The organism is Bradyrhizobium sp. STM 3562 (genome assembly GCF_045571435.1).
Lineage (GTDB): Bacteria > Pseudomonadota > Alphaproteobacteria > Rhizobiales > Xanthobacteraceae > Bradyrhizobium.
In genome coordinates this window covers 112,333-135,295 of record NZ_CP120694.1, presented here as the reverse complement: position 1 = coordinate 135,295, position 22,963 = coordinate 112,333, and the positions used below count along the sequence as shown (strand labels likewise).

Below are 22,963 nucleotides of genomic sequence, written 5' to 3'. Positions count from 1 at the left end.
TTTCGCCCTCAGGCGGCGAGCGCCGCCTTGGCCTTCTCGGCGATCGCCTGGAACGCGGCCGGTTCGCGAATAGCGAGATCCGACAGCACCTTGCGATCGACGACAATGCCGGACTTGGAAAGTCCGTCGATAAAGCGGCTATAGGTCAGGCCAAACGGGCGGACCGCGGCGTTAAGGCGCTGAATCCAGAGCGCGCGGAAGGTGCGCTTCTTGCGCTTGCGGTCACGGAACGCATATTGGCCGGCCTTTTCGACCGCCTGCTTGGCGACGCGGATGGTGTTCTTGCGGCGGCCGTAATAGCCCTTGGCGGCCTTGTAGACTTTCTTGTGCTTGGCGTGGGCGGTCACACCGCGTTTGACGCGAGACATGACGTATATCCTTCAATGTGAACTGGTGATGGGGGATGCCGCGCGGAGGCGGCCAAAACTCGTTGCGCGAAAAGTCCGATCAGCCGTTCGGCAGAAAGTACTTTTTGATATTGTCGCCGTCGGTCTTGAACAGCGCGCGCGTGCCCCGGAGCTGACGAATCTGCTTGTTCGTCCGCTTGATCATGCCGTGGCGCTTGCCGCGCTGGGCATGCATCACTTTGCCGTTGGCAGTCACCTTGAAGCGCTTCTTGGCGCCCGATTTGGTCTTCAGCTTGGGCATTTGGCTCTCCTTCATGGCCGCAACACCAACGCGCCCGCGAGGGGCGTCGGCCGGCTAAAATGCTCGTTAGAGCGTTGGAAGTGCTCAGGTTTTCCTGACAAAGGCAGGCAACCGCACCGTTGATCGCCACGGCAGCCCGTAATCAGCCGGGCGATCGAAGGCTGCGCTTATGACAGAGAGCGGCGCAATTGGCAACGATGAACCGCGCAACCCATATGCCGAGGACCCGATATTGGCCTCCCGAAGCAGATCGGAGCAGGACGATGACGACTGCAGTCCAAAATTCAGCGAATCTCACTCCGTTTCGCCGCTTTCGAACCCCGCTCCTGATGCTGGCCGTTGCGGCGATGGCCGCCGCAATCGCTCCCGGTACGGCGGATGCACGAACGCGAGCCCACGGCGCCTATGCTTATCCAAGCCCCTATGCCTATCCGGGCCGTTATGACGGCATCTGGAACGTCGTTTTCGCGACCACGCGCGGGACCTGCAGTTCCGGCCTCAGCGTTCCCTTCACCGTCTGGGGTGGCCGCGTGTCCTCCGCGGGCGGTGGCAGGGTCAATGGCCGGGTCAGCCCCGCCGGCACGGTGGCGGTCAGCGTCAGCGTCGGTGCGTCCCACGCGTCGGGCGGCGGCCGGTTAGCGGGCAATTACGGCGCCGGCGGCTGGCGCGGGATCATTTCCGGCGCCCCCTGCAGTGGCACCTGGCAGGCGACGCGCGGCTGAAAAGCAATTGAGTCAAAAGAAGCAGCCCCGCCACCCCCGGGGCCGTTTCCGTCTTGCCGTCAGGTGTGGGCCTCGATGGTGCCGGAGGCAGGCCCCGGCCTTCGCCGGGGCTGGATCCAAATCAGCGCGGTGCGAGCACCATCACGACCTGGCGTCCCTCGAACTTGGCGTCCTGTTCGACCTTGGCAATGTTGGCGACGTCGCCCTTGATCTTGTCCAGGAGCTTGGTGCCGATCTCCTGGTGCGCCATCTCGCGACCGCGATAGCGCAACGTGATCTTGACCTTGTCGCCCTCCTCGAAGAAGCGCTGCATCGCGCGCATCTTCACGTCGTAATCGTGGTCGTCGATCATCGGCCGGAGCTTGATCTCCTTGATCTCGACCGTCTTCTGTTTCTTGCGGGCTTCCGCGGCCTTTTTCTGCGCCGAATATTTAAACTTCCCGTAGTCCATAATCTTACAGACGGGAGGGCTGGTGTTCGGCGAAATCTCTACCAGATCCATGCCCGCTTCGAGGGCCATCTTGATAGCAACCACGGTTTCGACAGTGCCGCGGTTAGTGCCGTTCTGATCGATCAACTGGATCTGCGCATTACGAATATCATCATTGACGCGCGGCCCGTCTTTGCTGGCAGCGGGCGGGGCTCTATTGGGACGGCGAATGGGTCCTTCTCCAAGGTTGTGAACGATGTCGATATTTTGAAGTAATAAGCTTCAAGGGGCAAGCGCACTCGCGTGAGGGTGTGCGAAAAAGCACGACGCACGAGGCATTTTGGCCACGCCGGTCGAGATAGCGAGCGCGCGAGTATTTCGCAAGCACATGGAAAGCCCTAAAGCCTGGTCGCCCTTGCGTTGGGCGTGCCCACTCAAACAGCAGAGCCGAGTAAACGTTCCATGACCAGTTCCGCCGCAACCGATCAGCCGGCCTTCATCGAGGTTGGCAAGGAGCCGGCGCGCCGGATCGCAGTGCGCGCCCGCCAAGGTGGCTCGCCCGGGTTGTTCTGGCTCGGCGGCTTCAAATCCGACATGAAGGGCACCAAGGCGCTGGCGCTCGACGCCTGGGCCGCCGAGCATGGCCGCGCCTGCGTGCGGTTTGATTATTCCGGACACGGCGAATCCGGCGGCGATTTCCTCAATGGTACCATCGGGCACTGGCTGGAAGAGAGCCTGGCCGTGTTCGCGCAATTCTGCCGCGGGCCGCAGGTGGTGATCGGCTCCTCGATGGGCGGTTGGATGGCGCTGTTGCTGGCGCGCGAAATCGCCAAGCGCCAAGGCGATGCCCCTGGGGCTGATGCTTCGCCTCAAAGCAGTGCGTCCATCGCCGGCCTCGTGCTGATCGCGCCCGCGCCGGATTTTACCGAGGAGCTGATGTGGAAGGGCTTTTCGCCGCAGGCCCGCCGCGAGATCCAGGAAAAGGGCGTCTGGCACCGGCCGTCCGACTATGGCGATCCCTACCCCATCACCAGGAACCTGATCGAGGACGGTCGCAACCACCTGCTTCTTGGCGCGAGCATTGACGTCGGGTGCCCGGTTCGCATCCTGCAGGGGGCGCAGGATCCCGACGTGCCCTGGCAGCACGCGTTGCGGCTGGCGCATCGACTGCCGGCAGAAGACGTGGTGCTGACCATGATCCAGGATGGCGATCACCGTCTGTCGCGGCCGCAGGACATCGCGCGCATCATCGCCGCTGTTGCCGAGATGGCGTGAGTTGCGACAATGCCCCGGTGCGACGGCTAGGAAACGCATCGCCATTCCTCGCGCACGGCTTCGTCGCTCTCCGCAAGGCTTGCTTCCGCCGCCAGCACCTCAAACCGCTCCCGCGGCAGCAATTGCGATAGCGCCCACACGGCGGCGCCGCGAACCAGCGGGCTGGCGTCGCAAAGCAGTCGCTCCGCTGCCGGCGCGAGCGCCGGATCATTCGAATTGCCGATTGCGATCAGCACGTTGCGGACAAACCGGTCGCGGCCGATGCGCTTGACCGGCGATTTCGTAAACAGCGCACGAAAGGCCGCGTCGTCGAGCTGCGCAAGCCGTGCGAGCTCAGGGCTGCGCAATTCGGCACGGGCGGCAAGTTTGGTCTCACGCCCCGCTTGCGCGAACTTGTTCCAAGGGCACACCGCCAGGCAGTCGTCGCAGCCATAGATGCGGTTGCCGATGCTCTTGCGAAATTCGCGCGGGATCGCGCCCTTGTTCTCGATGGTGAGGTAGGAGATGCAGCGGCGCGCATCGAGCCTGTAGGGCGCGGGGAACGCCGCCGTCGGACAGATATCGAGGCAAGCATGGCAGGAGCCGCAATGATCGATCTCGCGCTCGTCGCGCGGCAGATCGAGCGTGGTGAAGATCTCGCCGAGAAAAAGCCACGATCCGAATTCGCGCGACACCAGGTTGGTGTGCTTGCCCTGCCATCCCAGCCCGGCCGCCTGCGCGAGCGGCTTTTCCATCACGGCGGCGGTATCGACGAACACCTTCACCTCGCAAGGGCTGGCGGCGACCAGCCATCGCGCCAGCGTCTTCAGGCGCTTCTTGATCACGTCGTGATAGTCGTCGCCGCGCGCATAGACCGAGATCGCACCGCGCGAGCGTTGCTTGAGGATGTCGAGCGGATCCTGGTCCGGCCCGTAGTTCACCCCAAGCATGATCACCGAGCGCACCTCGCCCCACAGCCCGCGCGGGTCGGCGCGGCGCTCCGGTTGAGCGGCGAGCCAATCCATATCGCCGTGGGCCCCGGTCGCGAGGAACTCGTAGAAGTGCCGTCCCGCATCCGCGATCGTGTCGGGCGCGGCAACGCCGACGCAGTCGAATCCGAGCGCGTGCGCTTCGCTCGTCAGCGCGGCCTTCAGTTCGGTGAGCCGTTTCTTGTCGCTCTCGCTCAGAAATCGAGATCCACATAGGTCCGCGACGCCGGCACGCCCGCCAGCCATTCGGACAGCAGCGGACGGAACGACGGACGCGACTTGATCCGCGCATACCAGGCCTTTGCTGCGTCGTTCTCGATCCATGGCACGTCGCCGAGATAATCGATCGCCGAAAGATGCGCCGCCGCGGCGAGATCCGCATAAGTCAGCCGCTCGCCCGCCAGATAGTTCCGCCGCTGCGCCAGCCAGCCGATATAGGCCAGATGATAGCGCACATTGGTCTTGGCCGCGCGGATCACGTCGGCCGCAGGCGGGCCGCCCCCATCTTCCTCGCTCATGAAGCGCTTATAGATGCGCTCGGTGACCAGCGGATTCGAGGCCTCCTCGAAGAATTTCTCGTTGAACCAGGCCATCAGGCGGCGCACCTCGACGCGTTCGCTCATCGAGGTCGGCAACAGCCGGCGGTCGCCCATCTCACGCCCGCGGGTCTCGTCGATGTATTCCGCGATGATGGCGGCACCGGGTATGGCAGGCTCGCCTTCGGTGAATAATACCGGCGTGGTAGCGGCCGGATTCATCGCCAAAAAACCCTCGCGCCGCTCCCAGGCGCGCTCTTCCACCAGCTTGAGATCGAGGCCGTATTCGCCGAGCACAAGCCGGATGAAGCGCGAATGCGGACAGAACGGGTGATGGAACAGTGTGAACATCAGCCTTGTGAATATTAGGGGGTGCTTAAGAAACCACCAACTTTGGTTGGAAGCGGCGAAACTACCTAAGCAAACGTACGAGGCAATGGCCGCGCGCATTTTGCGATTGCGGCAAGGAAACGAATACGCCACAAGAACGCGTCATTTTGGCCGAATTCCGATCGTATCAGACCTCCGACCCACAACAGGACAGAGAATGATCTCAGATACGCTGCGTGCGGTAATCCTCGGCGTCGTCGAGGGCGTCACCGAGTTCCTGCCCGTGTCCTCGACCGGCCATTTGCTGCTCGCGGGTCGTTTCTTCGAGCTCGGCGAAGACAATTTCTGGAAGAGCTTCGACATCCTGATCCAGCTCGGCGCGATCCTGGCGATCGTCGCGCTCTACTTCACGAAATTGTCGCGGATCGCGCTCGGCACGTTCAGTGACCCCGCCGCTCGACGCTTCGTCATCGGCGTGCTGCTCGCGTTCTTTCCTGCGGTCGTGATCGGCCTGCTTGCCGGAAAGTACATCAAGGAGTTCCTGTTCAATCCCTGGGTCGTGTGTTTCTCGCTGATCGTCGGCGGAGCCATCTTGCTCTGGGTCGACCAGCTCGACCACAAGCCGCGCGAACATGACGCGACGAAATTTCCGCTGCCGATGTATCTGTGGATCGGCATCGCGCAGTGTCTGGCGATGATCCCCGGCACGTCCCGATCCGGCGCGACCATCGTCTCGGCGATGCTGCTCGGAGCCGACAAGCGCGCGGCGGCGGAGTTCTCGTTCTTTCTCGCCATCCCGACCATGATCGGCGCGTTCGCCTACGACTTCTACAAGAACCGCGCCGACATGACCGCCGATCATCTCGGCATCATTGCGATCGGCTTCGTCGTGTCGTTCGTCACCGCGATCGTGGTGGTGAAGACTTTCCTGGAATATGTCACGCGTCACGGCTTTGCACTGTTCGCATGGTGGCGCGTGATTGTCGGCACGCTCGGGCTGGTCGCGCTGGCGATGGGGCGGTGAGGCTTTCACAGCCTGCCTCGCTCGAAAGCTCTTGACCCGTCATCCTGAGGCGTCAGCGCGCGGCAACAAAGGCGGATTCGATTTTCAAACAGCAGGAGGATGCGCGTGCGCCTTCTCGCGACGGAATTCGCCCGAGTTTTGCTTCAACGACCACCCTCCCTAAAACATAGAGGGAGCAGGGAATGCCGGGTGCTGGCTGCACCCATGGCCCCCGCGCGAAAAAAGTGCGCGGGGCGTTGACCACAGGTTCAGCCGAGACAACCCGGCATTCCCTGCACAGTGGTTTTACGGCTTACTCCGCGCTCTCCCCGGTGAGCCAGACTTTGTTGTCACCGTCGCCAGCGAGATGCGGTCACGCATCTTCGCAAAACTTGGCGCCAGCCTTGGGGCGCCAGGACCACACGACTTCGCCGTCCGCATCCGTATCGTTCGTCTTCGATACATCCGCGTCCACCGCATCCCGCCTCCACGTCCGTGACGTTCGCGACACGCCCCTCTTCAATCGAGGCGGGACGCGCGAAGGATGCGACTGATTTGGGGTGATCACAAAGCGGAATATTTTTGCGCGCGGATCTGGACGACCCAAATCAGCTTGAGAGCGCGGGCGAAATTGGCTTTTGCGCGCAGGCGTTTTCGCCGGCTTGAAGAGCCTCGTGCGAGAAGCGGCAAGCTGGTATCGAACAGGTTTGCCTGACGGGCGAATCGATTTTGGCTTTGTGATGCATGCCGGCTGGCAAGCAAAAAGGTCGTCATGCCCGGGCTTGTCCCAGGCATCGTTTGTCTTTCCCGCGGCACCAAGACGTGGATGGCCGGGACAAGCCCGGCCATGACGAGTGGACGTCGCGGTGTAACGGCGCCGTTACGCGCTCTTGCGCTGGAACTGCCCGGCGGGGCGGAAGCGCCAGAGATATTGCGGGGCGATCGCTTCCAGCGAATCGGGCGTGATGCCGAGCCCTTCCAGCGTCAGCCCGGCGGCTTTCGCGGCCTCCGACACGATATTGTCGGTGCGCAGCAGCTCCACCTGGTCCGGCGTCAGCTTCAGCGCGCCGGGCGCGAACTGCAGGAACGCGGCCTGGAATTTCGCAAGTCCGAACGGCAGCGAGACCAGCGCGCGCTTGCGATCGGTGATCTCAAGGATCAGCTCCATGATCTCGCGCATGGAGAGAACTTCGGGGCCGCCGAGCTCGTATGTGGCGCCCGGCCTGGTCTTGCCGTCGGCGGCCTCCGCGATCGCCGAGGCGACATCGCCGACATAGACCGGCTGCAGCTTCGTGACCCCGCCGCCGATCAGGGGCAGCAGCGGCGAGATCCGGGCCAAGGCCGCAAAACGGTTGGTGAATTGATCCTCAGGCCCGAACATGACCGAGGGGCGCATGATGGTCGCGGACGGCAGCGTGGCCAGCACCGCCTTTTCCCCGGCAGCCTTGGCGCGGGCATAGGCCGAGGTCGACTTGTCGTCGGCGCCGATTGCGGAGACATGCACCATCTCGGCTCCAGCGGCGGCCGCTGCCTTGGCCACGGTCTCGGCACCGGCCGTCTGGACCGCATCGAAGGTCTGCGCGCCGCTTTCGGCGAGGATGCCGACCAGATTGATGGCCAGATGGGAATCGCGCATCGCCGCTTCGACGGAAACCGGGTAGCGCAGATTGGCCTGCACCGCGTGGATCTGCCCGGCCCGCCCCAGAGGTTGCAGGTACCCGGCCAGCTCCGGCCGCCGCACCGCCACACGGATGCGGTAGTCGCGCTTGGCCAGCGCCCGAACCACGGCTCGGCCCAGAAAACCCGATCCGCCGAAAACCGTAACCAGGGTGTCCAGATTGGAGGGCATGGGTAACGTGTCCTAAGGGCCAAATTCGAGGGAACGGCGGCTATTTAGCGGATTTGCCGATACGCCATCAGGCGATTTCTGTACAGCTTAATCAGAACGCCAATCTGCAATTTGACAAGCGCGCGACGGCCCCGTAGTAACCGCCCCCATGCCCAGGTGGCGGAATTGGTAGACGCGCTGGCTTCAGGTGCCAGTGGCCTCACAGCCGTGAAGGTTCGAGTCCTTTCCTGGGCACCATTTTGCGGGATTTCGACGCAAAATGGTGTTGCCTGCGATCGATGGAGGTAGCAGGCCGGTGACCCATGCATCGCCGTCGTGACGGGGCGCCCCATTGCGCCAAGCCAGTACGCTTGCGGTCAGACGATCCGTCTGCCGGCCCGATTTGCCACCGATTTCTGCACAAAGTACATCGCGATCAGCGAGAGGATCGATGTCGTGACGACGACGTATCCGAGCCGGTCGAAATGGATCAGCGAACCGTCAGGGTCTTGCGCGATGATCGCGGCGGCGAGCGTCGCGCCAAGCCCGCCGGAGAACTGCTGCAGCGACGCGCTGACTGCGTTGAACGAGCCGCGCTGGCTCGCGTCGGGGATCGCCGACATCAAGGCCTGCGACGGGATCATGCGTGAAAAGATGCCGACGAACATCAGCACGTTGACGAGGATCGCGGTCGTGAGCGAGACGTGGCCGAGATGGGTGTAGATCAGCACCATGATGACGGACACCACGCTACCGAAAACAAAGGTCGGATATTTGCCGAAAGCGTCGCTCGCCTTGCCGACCAGCGGGCCCGTGACGATGCTGAACAGTCCGGAGACGAGATAGATCGTCGGCAGGTTCACGATATCGATGCCGAGATTATGCACGGTGAAGGCGCTGGAGAACGGCATGAGCATGAACCCGCCGGTCGCCAGCAGCGTCGTTACTGCGAAGGCCAGCGTATAGCGTGGCTGTCCGACGGTCGCGATCAGGTGGTGGAAGGGATTCTTGTCCTGCTTGAGCCGCAGATGCGCATTGACCGGCTCCATCGCCAAGGCGATGAGAGCGATCGCTGCGATCGACAGGCCGACGATCGCAGCGAAGCAGACGTGCCAGTTCCAGTGATTGGCGAGAAACAGCCCGGCCGGGATGCCGAGCACCTGGCTCGCGGCGAACGCGGTTTGGACGAATCCCATCACGCGGCCGCGCAGATGCAGCGGGAACAGGTCGGTGACGATGGCAAGCACGACGGAGCCGATCACGCCGCCGAACAATCCGGTCACGATCCTGCCGAGCAGCAGCACATGGTAGTTCTGCGCCACCGCGCAGAGCAGGGTTCCGAGCGTGAAGCCGACATAGAAGAACAGCAGCAGGCGCTTGCGATCGAAGCGATCGGCAAAGCCGGCGGCCAGAATACCCGAAATTCCCGCACTGAACGCGTAGGCCGAAACCGCGACGCCGAATTGCCCGGCCGTGATGTTGAGCGAGGGCATCAGGATGGCGCCGAGCGGCGACATGATGATGAAGTCGAGAATGATCGTGAACTGTGTGAACGCGAGCAGCGCGATGAGGAGTGACTGGTAGCGCGAAAAGCCGCGTTGGCGTTCCTGCTGATCGTCGATTGGCGCTGCCAGGGTTTGTTCGGTCATGGCTCTCGTTCGTTGCGAAGGGGGAGAAAGGGGGCGAGGAACTGGCAACAGATAGGGTGGTCCGGGACGATTTCACGGCCTCGCATCGCAGAAGTTCCGCGGAAACGCGGAGTTCGCGCCGGATTGTGGGATCTGTGCAACGGATCGAAGGAATTCAGGGAATTCGGAAAGGCAATGAGCTGCACGAGGAAAGCGCGAATCGGTTGCGCCGAAAGACGCTCTGGGGTGGCCGCCACTCCTTGAGAGCGATTGCCGCCGAACAGGAGAAAGCCGGCTTCGAGAGCGAAAGCGGCAAGCCTTGCGCGCCCGCCGCTGTGGTTCGGATGCAGGGCCAACTGACCAAGGATCAGCCGTAACCCGCCGATAGCCTGCCCGTCCCGACGGCGGATTACGCCTTCGGCCAATCCATCCTGCGTTCGCTACTCCCGCCCATTCCCCTCCAGCCTCTGCCGCAAGGCCAGAATGACGCGGTGCGTCGCCTGGATGTCCTTGATCGCGAGTCCGTCCGCGAGGCTGTTGATCCAGGGCGCCTGCAACCGCATGGCGGCCTCGAACGTCTGTCTGCCCTTCTCGGTCAAGACCACGAGTTGCGCCCGCCGGTGGTGCGGGTTGGTTTCGAAGGCAACGAGCCCCTCCGCGTGCAGGTCATTGATGATCCGCTGCACGTTTTGACGATTGGCGCCGAGGTCGCGCGCCAGCCACGCCACCGGCTGCGGCCGTTCGGCGGCGATGATGGCGCCAAGGATCTGCCAGCGCGCGCTGGTCAGCCCGAGCGCCTCAACCAGGCGGTCGCCGGCGGTCAGAAGCAGGCTGTTGACCCTGAACATGTCGAGGACGAGGCCGCTCAGGGCCTCGCCCGCGGGCGTCCGCTCGATCCTTTTCATACGTCACCATCAGGCACTATTGACATCATGATGTCAATGTCATTATGCTCATATCGTACCAAGTTGGTGCTATACAACCAAATTCAGGGGAGTGTGTCATGCCATCGTTGCGCCCTCTCGACCCCGCCTTCCCGATTGACCGCCAGATCACGATCGATGCGAGCCCCGTCGTCCTCGTGAACGTCTTCACGCTCGACCGGGCGGACGAAGAGACCTTCCTCAAGGTTTGGCAGGACGATGCGGAGTTCATGAAGCGCCAGCCGGGCTTCATCTCCACCCAGCTTCACCGCGCGATCGGCGACAGCCCGACCTATCTCAACTATGCGATCTGGGCGTCCACCGCAGATTTTCGGGCCGCGTTCACGCATCCGGAGTTCAGGGCGAAACTCTCGGCTTACCCCTCCTCGGCCGTTGCCTCCCCGCATCTGTTCCAGAAGGTCGCGGTATCGGGCATCTGCGTCGCATGAGCACGGCAGACAGCGGATTACGCGGTCGGCTCATCCGCCCTGCGCGCTTTCCGCGATCGTCGACGGTCTATTTGGTCCGGCGGCTGAACGACTCCGCGTACGCCTCGGTGCGCGTATTGATGATCGGATCGTCCGACGCCTCGATGCCGGCCGCCAGGTTGGTTGGCAGGAACAGCAAATCGTTCTCGACCTTCTTGGTATCCAAGGCCTTGGTGACAGCGATTTCGCCGAGCTCCACGGTCGGCCGGTCATCCGGCCAGACTTTCGTGGCATCCGTTGTTGGATCATCGGCGGCGGCAACCTGCACCAGAAGGCGGAATTTGACGGGCCCCTTTTCGACCGATGCCCGCAGATTGTCAGCGAGGGCGTCAGGAGGACGCTTCGCCGCCTCCTCGTCACTCACGTAAGCAGCTCCGCTCTCGGGCACGATGCGATAGCGGCCGAACTTGGCTGTTCCTTGCGCATTGGTGAACTTGAAAGCGTTGACGCCGAAGAAAGGCTGCGTGCCGTAACTGACCGCCACGGGTCGAGGCGTGCCGACAAACGCGGCCGCGGCCGGGTGGGTCGACAGGAATTTCTCGAGCGGCGTCGGCTTGGGTACGTCGGGACCGCTCGCGCCGATCGCCTGCAGCAGAGCCAGAAAATCCTCTCCGGTCGCCACCGGAAAGCTGTTTGCCGAGATGCAGACCATGTCTTGCTCGCTCCCGTCAGGGAGACGGAATTTGATGGCCATGCCGCGGACACCCCCGGTCGAAGGGTCGTTGTCGCGCGCATCCGGCACGCCTCCGGCATTTGAAAAGCGAATAACGAGCGGCGTCGGAGCGCCCTTGAGAAAGACAGCCGAGCTGAGGACGTCGGCGCCCTGAGCCGGCGTGAACGTGCCTTCAAATACGGCGCCCTTGGCGTGGTTCGCGCGAACCCCCGGATGCTGGCCGTAAAGCGCATTCATTTGATTGACCAGCCGAACGCCGAGCGGTTCGTCTTCGGCGCCCGTGCAGGTCGCGGCTGCAGCGATCAGCGCGGACAATGCAGCGGTCAGAGCAATGCTTTGAAACGATCGCATGACCATCCTCCCGATTGACGAAGGAGCGCATACGGAAAGCGGTTTCAGATTGGCTAAAAAAGCGCCCACTGCGATCAATCTAAACCAAACCGCGCCACCAACATAGTTCGCCCGGGCTGACAGCCATTAACTTTCAAGCTGCCTACCCACCGGCGGACTGGGCGGTGACGGCGCGCCTGGTGCCGGCGGGGGCGATGGTCGCGCCGGTGGGTTGCTAATTTGGCGGATTTTGCTAGCGAAAAGACCCGCTCGCCCGCTCGCCCCTGGCGGCTTTGGGCGTTAGGCTGTTTGCCGCATTCGAATCGACCAGAGGCTCTATTTCCAGAGGCCAGATTTTCATGACCGTACGCCTGCATCGCGGCGACCTGCCTGATCTCTCCCGCTACACCACGTCGGTTGCGATCGATACCGAGACCATGGGGCTCAATCCGCATCGCGACCGGCTGTGTGTCGTGCAATTGTCGAACGGCGACGGCAGTGCCGACGTGGTGCAGATCCCGCAGGGGCACACCGACGCGCCGCACTTGAGGGCGCTGCTCGCCAATCCCGGCATCACCAAGATCTTTCACTTCGCCCGCTTCGATATCGCGGTGCTGTACCAGGCTTTCGGCGTGATGCCGCAGCCGCTGTACTGCACCAAGATCGCCTCCCGCCTCACCCGCACCTATACCGATCGCCACGGCCTGAAGGATCTGGTGCGCGAGCTGCTCAACATCGATCTGTCGAAGCAGCAGCAGTCCAGCGATTGGGGCTCGGAGCAGTTGTCCGAGCCGCAACTGGCCTACGCGGCGTCCGACGTCTTGCATCTGCACGCCCTGCGCGAGCGCCTGGATACCATGCTGGCGCGCGAGGGGCGCACCGAACTGGCCCAGGCCTGTTTCCAGTTCCTGCCGACCCGGGCCAAGCTCGACCTGCAGGGTTGGGAGCTAGAGGATATTTTTGCCCATTCGTGAGGCGAAGGCTCTGGGTCACCTCTGCCTTTTCGGAGAGGTGACCTCCCTGCCCCGTTTCGGTCACAGTCGCGCGTCCAGTTCCCGACTGCGTCATGGGGCAATGCGGGTTACAATGAGGGGCAACCCTCGCACGCGGAGCAGCGGTGAATTCGGTCCAGAACCCAGCCTACCAGGCCAGCCTCGAGGCGCGCTTTGCCATTGCCGCGCGCCACAGCCGGATGGTGCGGACGCTGCGCGTCGCGGTACCGGCGGCCGTGCTGCTGGCGCTGGCCATGATCGTCGGCATCTCGATCTTCAATCCGTTCCGGATGCTGATGCCCAAATTGCCGCTGGACGTCGGAAACCTCGTGGTCTCCGGCACCAAGATCACCATGGAATCGCCGCATCTGTCGGGCTACACGCCCGACCAGCGCCCGTACGAGCTCTGGGCGAAGACCGCGACCCAGGACCTGACCGACCCCGATCATGTCGAGCTGAACAAGGTGCGCGCCAAGGTGCTGATGGAGGACCGCTCGACCGTGACGCTCGATGCCCTCACCGGGCTGTTCGACAACAAGCAGCAGACGATCGACCTGCGCAAGGATATCTTCTTGCAGACCACGACAGGCTATGAGGCGCGCCTCACCCATGCCTTCGTCGACATGGCGAAGAACACCGTCGATTCCGACGAACATGTCGATGTGAAGCTGACCAATGGAACGCTGTCCTCCGATCGCATGAAGATCATCGACGGCGGCGCGGTGGTGCGTTTCGAAGGCAATGTCGTGATGCATCTGGATCACCTCGACGCCGAGCAGCCAGCAGGCGACCAGACCAGCGCGACCGCAGCTCCGGTCGAACCGGCGCCGCCTGCCCCATCGCCGAAGCCGCGGTCCGCTTCCGGCAAACCCACGCATTCCAAGTGATACGCATGCGCAAGCTCTCGCGGTTGGGCAATTCGAGCGGACAGCTTTTGCTGTGCGGCTTTGCCGTGACGTTCGCGGTCGCGTTCGGCGCCAGTGCGCAAAGTGCCGTGCAAGGCGTGCCCAATGCGATGCAGGGCTTTTCGCAGAATCGCGACCAGCCGATCCAGATCGAGGCGGCGTCGCTGGAGATGCGCGACAAGCAGAAGGAAGCAACCTTCTCGGGCAATGTGAAGGTGGTGCAGGGCGACACCACCATGACCTCAAAGACGCTCGTGGTGTTCTACGAATCAAGTTCCGACAAGCAGCAGCCGCCCGCCAAGGGCAAGGCCCCGGCGAAAGGCGCGCCCATGCAGTCGGCCACCCCAGGGCCCAGCGGCAGTTCGTCGATCAAGCGGCTGGAGGCGCACGGCAACGTGGTCGTGACCCAGAAGGACCAGGTCGTCACCGGCGAGACCGCGGTTTTCGATACCAAGACCAACCTGATCACCATGCTCGGCGGGGTGGTGCTGACCCAGTGCAAGAACGTGCTGCGGGGCGACCGGCTGTTCGTCGACATGACCACCGGCGTCTCGCGGGTGGAGTCCGATTCGGGCAAGGTGCAGGGCCTGTTCATCAACCAGTCGGGGCAGGGCGGCAGCGGCTGCGGCGCGCCAGGGCAGGGCAGCGGATCGCCCTTGCCCGCCCTAGGCTCGAATAAACCGAAGTGATTTCAATTACTTCCGAGGCCGCTTGAGGCGGTGCAGTTGAAGGTGGGAGCGCAAGCCTGTATCTAGCTTACGGTCGTGTAGCTCGAAACGAGCTCTCAACGCGTCCCGTCACCCTGAGGATGACGGGTCGCGTAAGGTGCCCGCTTTCGGTCCCAAATGATGGGGAATATAGCTGCGCGTCCTGAGACCGGGCGTTCCGCTGGGCAAGGAACACCCATTGCTGCATGCTGGGCGAACCGATCGAACCGCCGGCAGCGAGCCACGGAACACCTTCAAGAGGCATAAAGCGAAGCGGGGATGGTGGATTTTTTCGGCATGTTCCGTCGGCGCCCCGCAAAAAGCGGCCGGAGCGGGTTTGCGCGCGCGCGCGAGGATATCACCGCCTTCGGCGACATGGTGGCGAGCCCGGTGCGCGAGGCGCCGCCGATCGCGCGTGAAACGCCGATCCCCGGCGTGGATCTGAGAGGCACCCAGCACGCGGAAGCGCCACAGGCGCCGCGGGCGCGCCCGCCGCAGAGACCGGCCAAGCCGCCAGCCAAGACCGGCGCGAGGGGCAACGGGGCGGCCGCGCCCCGCCTGTTGGGACGGCAGGGCTACCTGGCTGTGCATAGCGTGGAAAAGAGCTTCGGCAGCCGCCAAGTCGTGCGCGGCGTGAGCATTTATGTCCGCCGCGGCGAGGCGGTGGGCCTGCTCGGGCCGAACGGCGCCGGCAAAACCACCGTGTTCTACATGATCACCGGGCTGATCAAGGCGGACCGCGGTGCGATCGAGCTCGACGGTCATGACGTGACGCAGCTCCCGATGTATCAGCGCGCGCGGCTCGGCATCGGCTACCTGCCGCAGGAAGCCTCGATCTTCCGCGGCCTGACCGTGGAGCAGAACATTCGCGCGGTGCTCGAAGTGGTGGAGTCCTCGAAGAAGAAGCGCGAGGCGGAACTCGATTCGCTGCTCGACGAATTCAACATCACACGGCTGCGCAAGACGCCGTCGATCGCGCTCTCAGGCGGCGAACGGCGCCGCGTCGAGATTGCGCGCGCGCTCGCCACCCGCCCGAATTACATGCTGCTCGACGAGCCATTCGCAGGCATCGATCCGATCGCGGTCGGCGACATTCAGGACCTGGTTCGCCATCTCACCAATCGCGGCATCGGTGTGTTGATCACCGACCATAATGTGCGCGAGACGCTAGGCCTGACCGACCGCGCCTACATCGTTTACGCCGGCGAGATTTTGACGGAGGGCAGTCCCGAGGAGATCGTCAGCGATCCCGACGTTCGCCGCCTGTATCTCGGCGAAGAGTTCCGCCTGTAGTTCTTTATTTCAATTCGTCAAGCCGTGTACATCGGCCTCAGAGTAAGATAAGCAAGAATCGGACCAATTTTTAAGGAACGGTTTTTGCTTCGATGGCGCTGACGCAAAGGTTAGAGTTCCGTCAATCGCAGTCGCTGGTGATGACGCCGCAGCTCATGCAGGCGATCAAGCTGCTGCAATTGTCCAATCTCGACCTGTCCGCCTTCGTCGAAGAGGAACTGGAGCGCAATCCGCTGCTCGAGCGGGCCAACGACGGCCCCGAGCCTGCGATCGCTGGCGAGCAGGCCGAGGGGCGGGCCGATTTCTCCGATTCGGACGCCGATGGCGGCGAGGATTTTACGCCCGGCCAATCCGAAGCGGCCGGCGGCGAGGGCTTCGAACCGGGCCAGGAAGAGTGGCTGAGCCCCGATCTCGGCAGCCGCGCCGAGATCGAACAGACCCTCGACACCGGGCTCGACAACGTCTTTTCCGAGGAGCCGGCCGAGGCGGCCGCGCGCCACGCGCAGGAAGCCACCCCGACCGCCTATACCGAATGGGGCGGCGGCGCCTCGAGTGACGAGGAGTACAATCTCGAGGCTTTTGTTGCGGCCGAAGTGCGGCTCGCCGATCACCTTGCCGAGCAGCTCGCGGTGGCCTTCAGCTCGCCGGCGGAGCGCATGATCGGACAATACCTGATCGATCTCGTGGACGAAGCCGGCTATCTGCCGCCGGATCTGGGCCAGGCGGCCGAGCGCCTGGGCGCCACGCCGCAAGAGGTCGAGGCGGTGCTCGCGGTGCTGCAGAAATTCGATCCGCCCGGTGTCTGCGCGCGCAATTTGAGCGAATGTCTTGCAATCCAGCTCCGCGAGCTCGACCGCTACGATCCCGCGATGCAGGCCCTCGTCGAGCATCTCGATCTGCTGGCCAAGCGCGACATCGCTGCCTTGCGCAAGGTGTGCGGCGTCGATGACGAAGACATCGCCGACATGATCGGCGAGATTCGCCGTCTCGATCCGAAGCCGGGCTTGAGGTTCGGCACCTCGCGGCTGCAGACCATGGTGCCCGACGTCTATGTGCGGCCGGGTCCGGACGGCGGCTGGCAGGTCGAGCTCAACAGCGACACGCTGCCGCGCGTGCTGGTCAACCAGACCTATTACGCGGAACTGTCGAAGACCATCAAGAAAGACGGCGACAAATCCTACTTCACCGATTGCCTGCAGAACGCGACCTGGCTGGTGCGCGCGCTCGACCAGCGCGCCCGCACTATCCTGAAGGTCGCGACCGAAATCGTGCGGCAGCAGGACGGCTTCTTCACCCACGGCGTCGCGCATTTGCGGCCGCTCAATCTGAAAGCCGTGGCGGACGCGATCCAGATGCATGAATCGACGGTCTCGCGCGTCACCGCCAACAAATACATGGCGACCAATCGCGGCACCTTCGAACTGAAATATTTCTTCACCGCTTCGATCGCCTCCGCCGATGGCGGCGAAGCTCATTCCGCGGAAGCCGTGCGGCATCACATCAAGCGGCTGATCGATGGCGAGGATCCGAACGCGATCCTGTCCGACGACACCATCGTGGAAAAACTGCGCGAGGCCGGAATCGACATCGCGCGCCGCACGGTCGCGAAATATCGCGAAGCGATGCGCATTCCTTCCTCGGTGCAACGCCGCCGCGAAAAGCAGAGCGCGTTGGTGCTGCCGGTGTGAAGTTCCGCTGCGACACAGCGCGCGGCCGCTTCCCTGCTTCCCCGGATTGCGTCCCTCTCAAATCGGGATAGTGTCGATTCCTGCGAGAGCATGATCCGGAACGAGCGCGGACCGCTTTGCCCGGACGATCATGCCGAGCAAGGCAACCATGCAAGGCATCCCAAGGGAGGCTTTAAATGACTCTCCGGATCTCGGGAAAAAGCATCAGCGTCGGCGAGGCGCTGCGCGGTCGCATCAGCGAGCGCACCGAGGAGGTTTTGCGGAAATATTTCGACGGCAATTTTTCCGGCCACATCACCTTGAGCAAGGACGGTTTTGGCTTCCGCACCGATTGCGCATTGCATCTTGATTCCGGAATCACCCTAGAGGCCGACTACAACGCGCCCGACGCCTATGCCAGCGCCGACCAGGCGCTCCTGATGATCGAAAAGCGGCTGCGCCGGTACAAGAGCCGGCTCAAGGATCGCTCTGCGCGCAAGGCCCATGCGGCCGCGGCGGCGATGGCCGATCTGGAAGCGCCGAGCTATGTCATCGAGGCACCGGACGAAGGCGAGGAAGAGGTCACCGGCTACAGCCCGGTGATCATTGCGGAGGCAACGACGTCCTTGAAGCGGCTGTCGGTCAGCGAGGCGGTCATGGAACTGGACCTGACGGGCGCGCCCTGCCTGGTGTTTCAGCATGGCTCGAGCGGCCGTGTGAACATCATCTACCGCCGCGCGGACGGCAATGTCGGCTGGATCGATCCGCCGACCGTCAAATCCTGATAAACCGGTGGCAAACATGACAATTTTGGCGCTCGCCCCGTCGTCCACGGTTTTTAGGATTAGGACGCGCGGAACGCATGCCGGGAGTTGGCACAGCCGTTGCGTTGGAGTAGAAGCCCCCCAACCAAGGACCCGGGCTCGGGCGTAAACCCCGCCTTCCTCTCCAACTTCTTGACGACGGCCAGTAAAGGCCTATTTCGCAACCTGACGGTTCAATTCACCCTCGGAACGCCCCATGACGATTACCGATCTGGTCGCACCCGAGGCGATTCTCCCGGCATTGAAGGTCAACAGCAAAAAGCAGGCGCTGCAGGAACTCGCCGCGAAGGCGGCGGAGCTTACTGGGCAGAACGAGCGGGCCATTTTCGAGGTCCTCTTGCAGCGCGAAAAGCTTGGCACCACCGCCGTCGGTTACGGCGTTGCCATTCCGCACGGCAAGCTGCCGAAGCTGGAAAAGATCTTTGGCCTGTTCGCCCGCCTGGAGCGCCCGATCGACTTCGAAGCCATGGACGGCCAGCCTGTGGACCTGGTCTTCCTGCTGCTCGCGCCCGAGGGCGCCGGCGCCGACCACTTGAAGGCGCTGGCGCGGATCGCCCGGCTGCTGCGGGACCAGGACATCGCCAAGAAGCTCCGCGCCTCGCGCGACGCACAGGCGATCTATTCGGTCCTGGCGCTGCCGCCGGCGAGCGCGGCTTGATCAGCGGCTTTGTTTCCGCACGCGTTTAATCTCAAACCGTCATCCCCGCGCAAACGGCTTTGCCGTTTGTCGCTGGAGGCGCTCGCGACAGCGAACCTCGAAGGGCGATGGCCCCGCTGTATCAGCGGGGCCGTTCATCCTTCGAGGCCTCCGCTTCGCTCCGGCGCCTCAGCATGACGGTTCAGGGTCGACGCCCGGTAAACAAAATAAAAACGGCGGGCTGCCTCTGATCGATCAGAGGCGCCCGCCGTCTTCGAATTCCTCTCTGGTGCCTTACGTCAGTGGACGCTGACGGCCTGCAGCTCGTTGCTCCAGGCATTGGCAATCGCCGCTTCGCGCGAGTCGGTGAGCATGATCGGCGTACCGTCGGCGGCGTGGAGCGCGAAAAGCTTCAAGCCCGGCGCGATTTTCGGCGCCTGCGGAAACAGCTCCGGCACATCCTCGGAACGGATCTGCTTCACATAGGCGATATGACCCTCACCCAGATGGGCCAATGCCTCCGGGGACACAGGGGTTTCTGACGCAACATTACCTTCAGTCATGGTCTCGACTCCTTCTGAGCCACAAGCGGTCGAGTCCGCCACTCGTTCCATTATTCGTGTTCATTGATAGCGATTGTCTTAACGATCCGCTCCGGCTCAGGCCGGGCGAGATCGATCGACAACAGCCCGTTTTTCAGGTCCGCGCCCAGCACCTGCATCCCCTCCGCCAGCACGAAAGTACGCTGGAAGTGGCGCGCGGCGATGCCGCGATGGATGTATTGCCGTGCCTTGTCGTCCTGCTGGCGACCGCGGATCACGAGCTGGTTTTCCTCGATGGTCACATCGAGTTGGTCGCGGGTAAATCCCGCCACCGCCAGCGTGATGCGCAGCCGTTCGGGCTGGCCGTTGGTACGGTCGCACCTCTCGATGTTGTAGGGAGGGTAGCCGTCGGCCCCTTTGACGACCCGGTCGAGCACGCGCTCGATCTCGTCAAATCCCAGCAGGAACGGACTGGATAACGATGGAACACGAGACATAGTTTACAAAGTCCTCGCGGAAAGCGACTTTGATGTTTCAGGGCCCTTGCGGCACCCCTTGAGCGGCAATATGGGCACGAATGGAAGCCTGTTCAAGCGCGCTGGAACCGTCTCCTGGCAACGAGCGAATCATAATCCAGGGCTTCCTTAAGGCGGCTTAACCCAACGCGATTCGCTTTCGCCCGTCGGTGCTGAACAGATGCAGCTTCTCCCGCACCGCGGCGGCGCGGATGCGTTCGCCGATCGCAGGCCCGCTCTGGCCGGGGATCCGGACCAGGATTTCGCCCGGCGGCAATTCTCCGGGCCTGGTGCTGACGGCCGCGCCGCCAGCCTGCTCGGCGCGCAGGCCGTAGACGTAGGTCTCCGCGCCTACGCGCTCGATCGCCTCCACCGTCAGCTCGAACGCGACGCCACCATCGGGCACCGCGCCGTCCACCATCTGCAGGTCCTCCGGGCGAATGCCGAGAATGCCGGCCTCGCTGCCTGCGCCCGCAAGCGTGATGCCGGCCTCGCGCAAGCCGATCAGGTTCATCGGTGGCGCCCCGATGAAGGAGGCAACGAAGGTCGTCGCCGGCCTCTGATAGACCTCCAACGGGTTTCCGATCTGCTCGACCTGGCCGCCATTCATCACCACGAGAATATCGGCCAGCGTCATCGCCTCGAGCTGGTCGTGGGTGACATAGATCGATGTGGTGCCGAGCCGCCGCTGCAATTTCCGGATCTCGACGCGCATCGCGATCCGGAGTTTGGCATCGAGATTGGACAGCGGCTCGTCGAACAGGAACGCCTTCGGCTGCCGCACGATGGCGCGGCCCATCGCCACACGCTGGCGCTGGCCGCCGGACAATTGTCCGGGCTTGCGATCGAGCAGGGCGGAGAGCTCGAGAATGCGCGCCGCTTCCTGCACGCGGGTGTCGATCTCGCCCTTCGCCATGCCGCGGTTACGAAGGCCGTAAGCCATGTTGTTATAGACGCTCATATGCGGGTAGAGCGCGTAGTTCTGGAACACCATCGCGATGTCGCGATCGGCCGGCTCGACCTTGTTGACCACGCGTCCGCCGATGTCGATTTCGCCCGATGTCACCGTCTCGAGGCCCGCGACCATCCGCAGCAGCGTGGATTTGCCGCAGCCGGACGGGCCGACCAGCACACAGAGCTGGCCGTCGCCAACCTCGATATCGACGCCTTTGATGGCCTCGAAGCCGTTGGGATAGGCCTTGCGGACATTGCGAAGCGCGACGTTGGCCATGGCTGCCTTACTTCTCCGTCTCGATCAGGCCTTTGACGAACAGGCGCTGCATCAGCACCACGACCGCAACCGGCGGCAGCATCGCCAGCACGGCGGTCGCCATCGCCACCGACCATTCGGTGAGCGCGTCATGCACGTCGATGATCTTCTTGATGCCGATGACGATGGTCTGCATGTCGTCGCGCGTCGTGATCAGGAGCGGCCAGAGATATTGATTCCAGCCGTAGATGAAGAGGATCACGAACAGCGCGGCGATGTTGGTCACCGACAGCGGCAGCAGCGTATCGAAGAAGAAGCGGATCGGGCCCGCGCCGTCCATTTTGGAGGCTTCGACCAGTTCTTTCGGCACCGTCATGAAGAACTGGCGAAACAGCAGCGTCGCCGTTGCCGAGGCGATCAGCGGCAGGATCAGGCCGGAATAGGAGTCCAGCATGGAGAGGTCGGAGGTGATCTTGTAGGTCGGGTAGATCCGCACCTCGACCGGAAGCATCAGCGTGATGAAGATGGTCCAGAACGCCATCATCCGGAACGGGAAGGCGAAGAACACGATGGCATAGGCCGAGATGATCGAGATCGCGATTTTGCCGACCGCGATCCCGGTCGCCATGATCAGGCTCGCCAGCATCATGCCGCCGACCGGCTGACGCGTGGTCTTGCCAGTGCCCGAGGCGATCGTGTGCCAATAGGTCTCGAGACCCTCGGTGCCGGGATAGAGCGGCATCTGTCCGTTGGCGATCACGGCGTTGTCGTGGGTCGAGGCGATCACGGCGAGGTAAACCGGGAAGGCGACGACAATGACGCCGGCGAGCAAGACCAGGTGCGGAAGGAGATTTCCAAAACGACGATGCTCGACCATGGCGTTCCGATCATGATCCGGTTAGACGGAATCGGATCATGATCTCATCTCCTTGTTTGCGCATGATCTCCGCGCAAACGCTTGCCGTTTGTCGCGAGGAAAACCGGTTTCCACTTTTCCGGATCATGCTCTAGTAATGAACCTTCTTCTCGACGTAGCGGAATTGAAACGCTGTCAGCACGACCACGATGATCATCAGGATCACCGATTGCGCCGCCGAGCCGCCGAGATCGGCGCCGACCTTGCCGTCCTGGAACACCTTGTAGACCAGCGTCTGCGTCGCCCCGTTCGGCCCGCCGCCGGTCGCGGTGTCGATGATGCCGAGCGTGTTGAAGAAGACATAGGTGATGTTGACGATGATCAGGAAGAACGTCGTCGGCGACAGCAGCGGGAAGACGATGGTCCAAAACCGCCGCATCGGCCTGGCGCCGTCGATTGCGGCGGCTTCGATCACGCTTTTCGGAATCGACTGCAGCCCGGCGAGGAAGAACAGGAAATTGTAGCTGATCTGATTCCAGACCGCGACGATGACGACCAGGATCATCGCGTGGGTGCCGTTGAGCACCGGATTCCAGTCGATGCCGGCGCGCTGCAGAGTGCGGGCGATCATGCCGAGCCCGGGCTGGAACATGAAGATGAAAAGAACGCTCGCGACCGCCGGCGCCACCGCGTAGGGAATGATCAGGAAGGTGCGGTAGATCTGCACGCCAGCGATGTTGCGGTTGGCCATCACCGCAAGCAGTAGCCCGATGGCGAGCGAGAAGGTCACCACCAGGATCGAAAAGACGAAGGTCACCCCGATGGCCTGGTAATATTCAGGCGTCTTCAAGAGCGCTGCATAGTTCTCGAACCAGACGAACTCGGTCGAGAGACCGAAGGCATCTTGTACCAGGAACGACTGCCATAGCGCCTGCGCCGCCGGCCAATAGAAAAAGATCAGGGAGACCGCGAGCTGCGGGGCCACCAGCAGAAACGCCAGCAGCTTGCCGGAAAAGATCGCCCTGTTCTCCAT

27 protein-coding genes and 1 tRNA gene are annotated in these 22,963 nt (G+C 63.0%); 12 read left to right on the top strand and 16 right to left on the bottom strand.

Annotated features, from left to right (window positions below; genetic code table 11):
• Positions 1–8 precede the first annotated feature (8 nt).
• A complete protein-coding gene (rplT, locus tag P6U23_RS00630; protein WP_024512940.1) occupies positions 9–368 on the bottom strand; it encodes a 50S ribosomal protein L20 in 360 nt (119 codons plus the stop codon).
• 79 nt (positions 369–447) lie between these two features.
• Positions 448–648, bottom strand: a complete 201-nt coding sequence (gene rpmI, locus P6U23_RS00625; protein WP_407177716.1) for a 50S ribosomal protein L35 — start codon at positions 646–648, stop codon at positions 448–450.
• A 263-nt stretch (positions 649–911) separates the two neighbouring features.
• On the opposite strand from rpmI, the gene P6U23_RS00620 reads away from it, so the two are divergent.
• Positions 912–1,370 (top strand): hypothetical protein, encoded by a 459-nt coding sequence (locus P6U23_RS00620; RefSeq protein ID WP_407177715.1) that lies wholly within the window; start codon positions 912–914, stop codon positions 1,368–1,370.
• Between the two features lie 121 nt (positions 1,371–1,491).
• On the opposite strand, the gene infC is transcribed toward P6U23_RS00620, so the two are convergent.
• Positions 1,492–2,031: a translation initiation factor IF-3 gene (gene infC, locus P6U23_RS00615; RefSeq protein WP_407181733.1), complete on the bottom strand. Its 540-nt coding sequence runs from the start codon at positions 2,029–2,031 to the stop codon at positions 1,492–1,494.
• A 231-nt stretch (positions 2,032–2,262) separates the two neighbouring features.
• Between infC and P6U23_RS00610 the strand changes: the two genes are divergently transcribed.
• Positions 2,263–3,075: an alpha/beta hydrolase gene (locus tag P6U23_RS00610; RefSeq protein WP_407177714.1), complete on the top strand. Its 813-nt coding sequence runs from the start codon at positions 2,263–2,265 to the stop codon at positions 3,073–3,075.
• A 26-nt stretch (positions 3,076–3,101) separates the two neighbouring features.
• Here P6U23_RS00610 and queG read toward each other — a convergent pair whose 3' ends face one another.
• Both queG and P6U23_RS00600 read right to left on the bottom strand, forming a co-directional pair.
• Positions 3,102–4,289 carry a tRNA epoxyqueuosine(34) reductase QueG gene (queG, locus tag P6U23_RS00605; protein WP_407177713.1) on the bottom strand — a complete coding sequence of 396 codons (1,188 nt, stop codon included), beginning with the start codon at positions 4,287–4,289 and terminating at the stop codon, positions 3,102–3,104.
• Positions 4,238–4,930, bottom strand: a complete 693-nt coding sequence (locus tag P6U23_RS00600; protein ID WP_407177712.1) for a glutathione S-transferase family protein — start codon at positions 4,928–4,930, stop codon at positions 4,238–4,240. Before P6U23_RS00600 ends, queG begins: the two co-directional genes overlap by 52 nt.
• Positions 4,931–5,126: 196 nt before the next feature.
• On the opposite strand from P6U23_RS00600, the gene P6U23_RS00595 reads away from it, so the two are divergent.
• Entirely contained in the window at positions 5,127–5,933 is an 807-nt protein-coding gene (locus tag P6U23_RS00595; RefSeq protein WP_407177711.1) for an undecaprenyl-diphosphate phosphatase, read from the top strand.
• Between the two features lie 543 nt (positions 5,934–6,476).
• On the opposite strand, the gene P6U23_RS00590 is transcribed toward P6U23_RS00595, so the two are convergent.
• Both P6U23_RS00590 and P6U23_RS00585 read right to left on the bottom strand, forming a co-directional pair.
• The gene (locus P6U23_RS00590) at positions 6,477–6,686 is read right to left on the bottom strand and encodes a hypothetical protein (protein WP_407177710.1); all 210 of its coding nucleotides are present in this window, start codon (positions 6,684–6,686) and stop codon (positions 6,477–6,479) included.
• Between the two features lie 106 nt (positions 6,687–6,792).
• Positions 6,793–7,761: a complex I NDUFA9 subunit family protein gene (locus tag P6U23_RS00585; RefSeq protein WP_407177709.1), complete on the bottom strand. Its 969-nt coding sequence runs from the start codon at positions 7,759–7,761 to the stop codon at positions 6,793–6,795.
• A gap of 150 nt (positions 7,762–7,911) precedes the next feature.
• On the opposite strand from P6U23_RS00585, the gene P6U23_RS00580 reads away from it, so the two are divergent.
• Positions 7,912–7,998 (top strand) — tRNA-Leu (locus P6U23_RS00580).
• A gap of 119 nt (positions 7,999–8,117) precedes the next feature.
• On the opposite strand, the gene P6U23_RS00575 is transcribed toward P6U23_RS00580, so the two are convergent.
• The 3 genes from P6U23_RS00575 to P6U23_RS00565 are packed head-to-tail and all read right to left on the bottom strand — an operon-like array spanning position 8,118 to position 10,273.
• The gene (locus P6U23_RS00575; RefSeq protein WP_407177708.1) at positions 8,118–9,389 is read right to left on the bottom strand and encodes an MFS transporter; all 1,272 of its coding nucleotides are present in this window, start codon (positions 9,387–9,389) and stop codon (positions 8,118–8,120) included.
• Positions 9,386–9,793, bottom strand: coding sequence for a hypothetical protein (locus tag P6U23_RS00570; RefSeq protein WP_407177707.1), 408 nt, complete (start codon positions 9,791–9,793; stop codon positions 9,386–9,388). Before P6U23_RS00570 ends, P6U23_RS00575 begins: the two co-directional genes overlap by 4 nt.
• A 15-nt stretch (positions 9,794–9,808) precedes the next feature.
• Positions 9,809–10,273: a MarR family winged helix-turn-helix transcriptional regulator gene (locus P6U23_RS00565; protein WP_407177706.1), complete on the bottom strand. Its 465-nt coding sequence runs from the start codon at positions 10,271–10,273 to the stop codon at positions 9,809–9,811.
• Between the two features lie 98 nt (positions 10,274–10,371).
• Here P6U23_RS00565 and P6U23_RS00560 point away from each other — a divergent pair, with 98 nt between their 5' ends.
• Positions 10,372–10,740 carry an antibiotic biosynthesis monooxygenase family protein gene (locus P6U23_RS00560; RefSeq protein WP_407177705.1) on the top strand — a complete coding sequence of 123 codons (369 nt, stop codon included), beginning with the start codon at positions 10,372–10,374 and terminating at the stop codon, positions 10,738–10,740.
• Positions 10,741–10,807: 67 nt separating this feature from the next.
• Here the strand turns inward: P6U23_RS00560 and P6U23_RS00555 are convergent, their stop codons facing one another.
• Positions 10,808–11,803 carry a catalase family peroxidase gene (locus P6U23_RS00555; RefSeq protein WP_407177704.1) on the bottom strand — a complete coding sequence of 332 codons (996 nt, stop codon included), beginning with the start codon at positions 11,801–11,803 and terminating at the stop codon, positions 10,808–10,810.
• A gap of 338 nt (positions 11,804–12,141) precedes the next feature.
• Between P6U23_RS00555 and P6U23_RS00550 the strand changes: the two genes are divergently transcribed.
• The 7 genes from P6U23_RS00550 to ptsN all read left to right on the top strand — a co-directional run bounded on the left by P6U23_RS00550 (position 12,142) and on the right by ptsN (position 18,828).
• Positions 12,142–12,756, top strand: a complete 615-nt coding sequence (locus tag P6U23_RS00550) for a ribonuclease D (protein WP_407177703.1) — start codon at positions 12,142–12,144, stop codon at positions 12,754–12,756.
• A gap of 143 nt (positions 12,757–12,899) precedes the next feature.
• Positions 12,900–13,661: an LPS export ABC transporter periplasmic protein LptC gene (lptC, locus tag P6U23_RS00545; RefSeq protein ID WP_407177702.1), complete on the top strand. Its 762-nt coding sequence runs from the start codon at positions 12,900–12,902 to the stop codon at positions 13,659–13,661.
• Positions 13,662–13,666: 5 nt separating this feature from the next.
• Entirely contained in the window at positions 13,667–14,368 is a 702-nt protein-coding gene (locus tag P6U23_RS00540; RefSeq protein WP_407177701.1) for an LptA/OstA family protein, read from the top strand.
• Between the two features lie 297 nt (positions 14,369–14,665).
• Entirely contained in the window at positions 14,666–15,679 is a 1,014-nt protein-coding gene (gene lptB, locus P6U23_RS00535; RefSeq protein ID WP_407177700.1) for an LPS export ABC transporter ATP-binding protein, read from the top strand.
• A 92-nt stretch (positions 15,680–15,771) separates the two neighbouring features.
• Positions 15,772–17,367 (top strand): RNA polymerase factor sigma-54, encoded by a 1,596-nt coding sequence (gene rpoN, locus P6U23_RS00530; protein ID WP_407177699.1) that lies wholly within the window; start codon positions 15,772–15,774, stop codon positions 17,365–17,367.
• A gap of 176 nt (positions 17,368–17,543) precedes the next feature.
• On the top strand, positions 17,544–18,131 hold the full coding sequence (gene hpf, locus P6U23_RS00525) for a ribosome hibernation-promoting factor, HPF/YfiA family (RefSeq protein ID WP_407177698.1): 588 nt from the start codon (positions 17,544–17,546) through the stop codon (positions 18,129–18,131).
• 235 nt (positions 18,132–18,366) lie between these two features.
• Positions 18,367–18,828, top strand: a complete 462-nt coding sequence (gene ptsN, locus P6U23_RS00520) for a PTS IIA-like nitrogen regulatory protein PtsN (RefSeq protein WP_024512959.1) — start codon at positions 18,367–18,369, stop codon at positions 18,826–18,828.
• A 278-nt stretch (positions 18,829–19,106) separates the two neighbouring features.
• On the opposite strand, the gene P6U23_RS00515 is transcribed toward ptsN, so the two are convergent.
• The 5 genes from P6U23_RS00515 to ugpA form a co-directional block, all read right to left on the bottom strand.
• A complete protein-coding gene (locus P6U23_RS00515) occupies positions 19,107–19,370 on the bottom strand; it encodes a DUF1150 domain-containing protein (protein WP_024509537.1) in 264 nt (87 codons plus the stop codon).
• Between the two features lie 50 nt (positions 19,371–19,420).
• On the bottom strand, positions 19,421–19,846 hold the full coding sequence (locus P6U23_RS00510) for an Hsp20 family protein (protein ID WP_407177697.1): 426 nt from the start codon (positions 19,844–19,846) through the stop codon (positions 19,421–19,423).
• Positions 19,847–20,003: 157 nt separating this feature from the next.
• Entirely contained in the window at positions 20,004–21,095 is a 1,092-nt protein-coding gene (locus P6U23_RS00505; protein WP_407177696.1) for a sn-glycerol-3-phosphate import ATP-binding protein UgpC, read from the bottom strand.
• Between the two features lie 7 nt (positions 21,096–21,102).
• On the bottom strand, positions 21,103–21,951 hold the full coding sequence (gene ugpE, locus P6U23_RS00500) for a sn-glycerol-3-phosphate ABC transporter permease UgpE (RefSeq protein ID WP_407177695.1): 849 nt from the start codon (positions 21,949–21,951) through the stop codon (positions 21,103–21,105).
• Positions 21,952–22,081: 130 nt separating this feature from the next.
• Positions 22,082–22,963 (bottom strand): sn-glycerol-3-phosphate ABC transporter permease UgpA, encoded by an 882-nt coding sequence (gene ugpA / locus P6U23_RS00495; RefSeq protein WP_407177694.1) that lies wholly within the window; start codon positions 22,961–22,963, stop codon positions 22,082–22,084.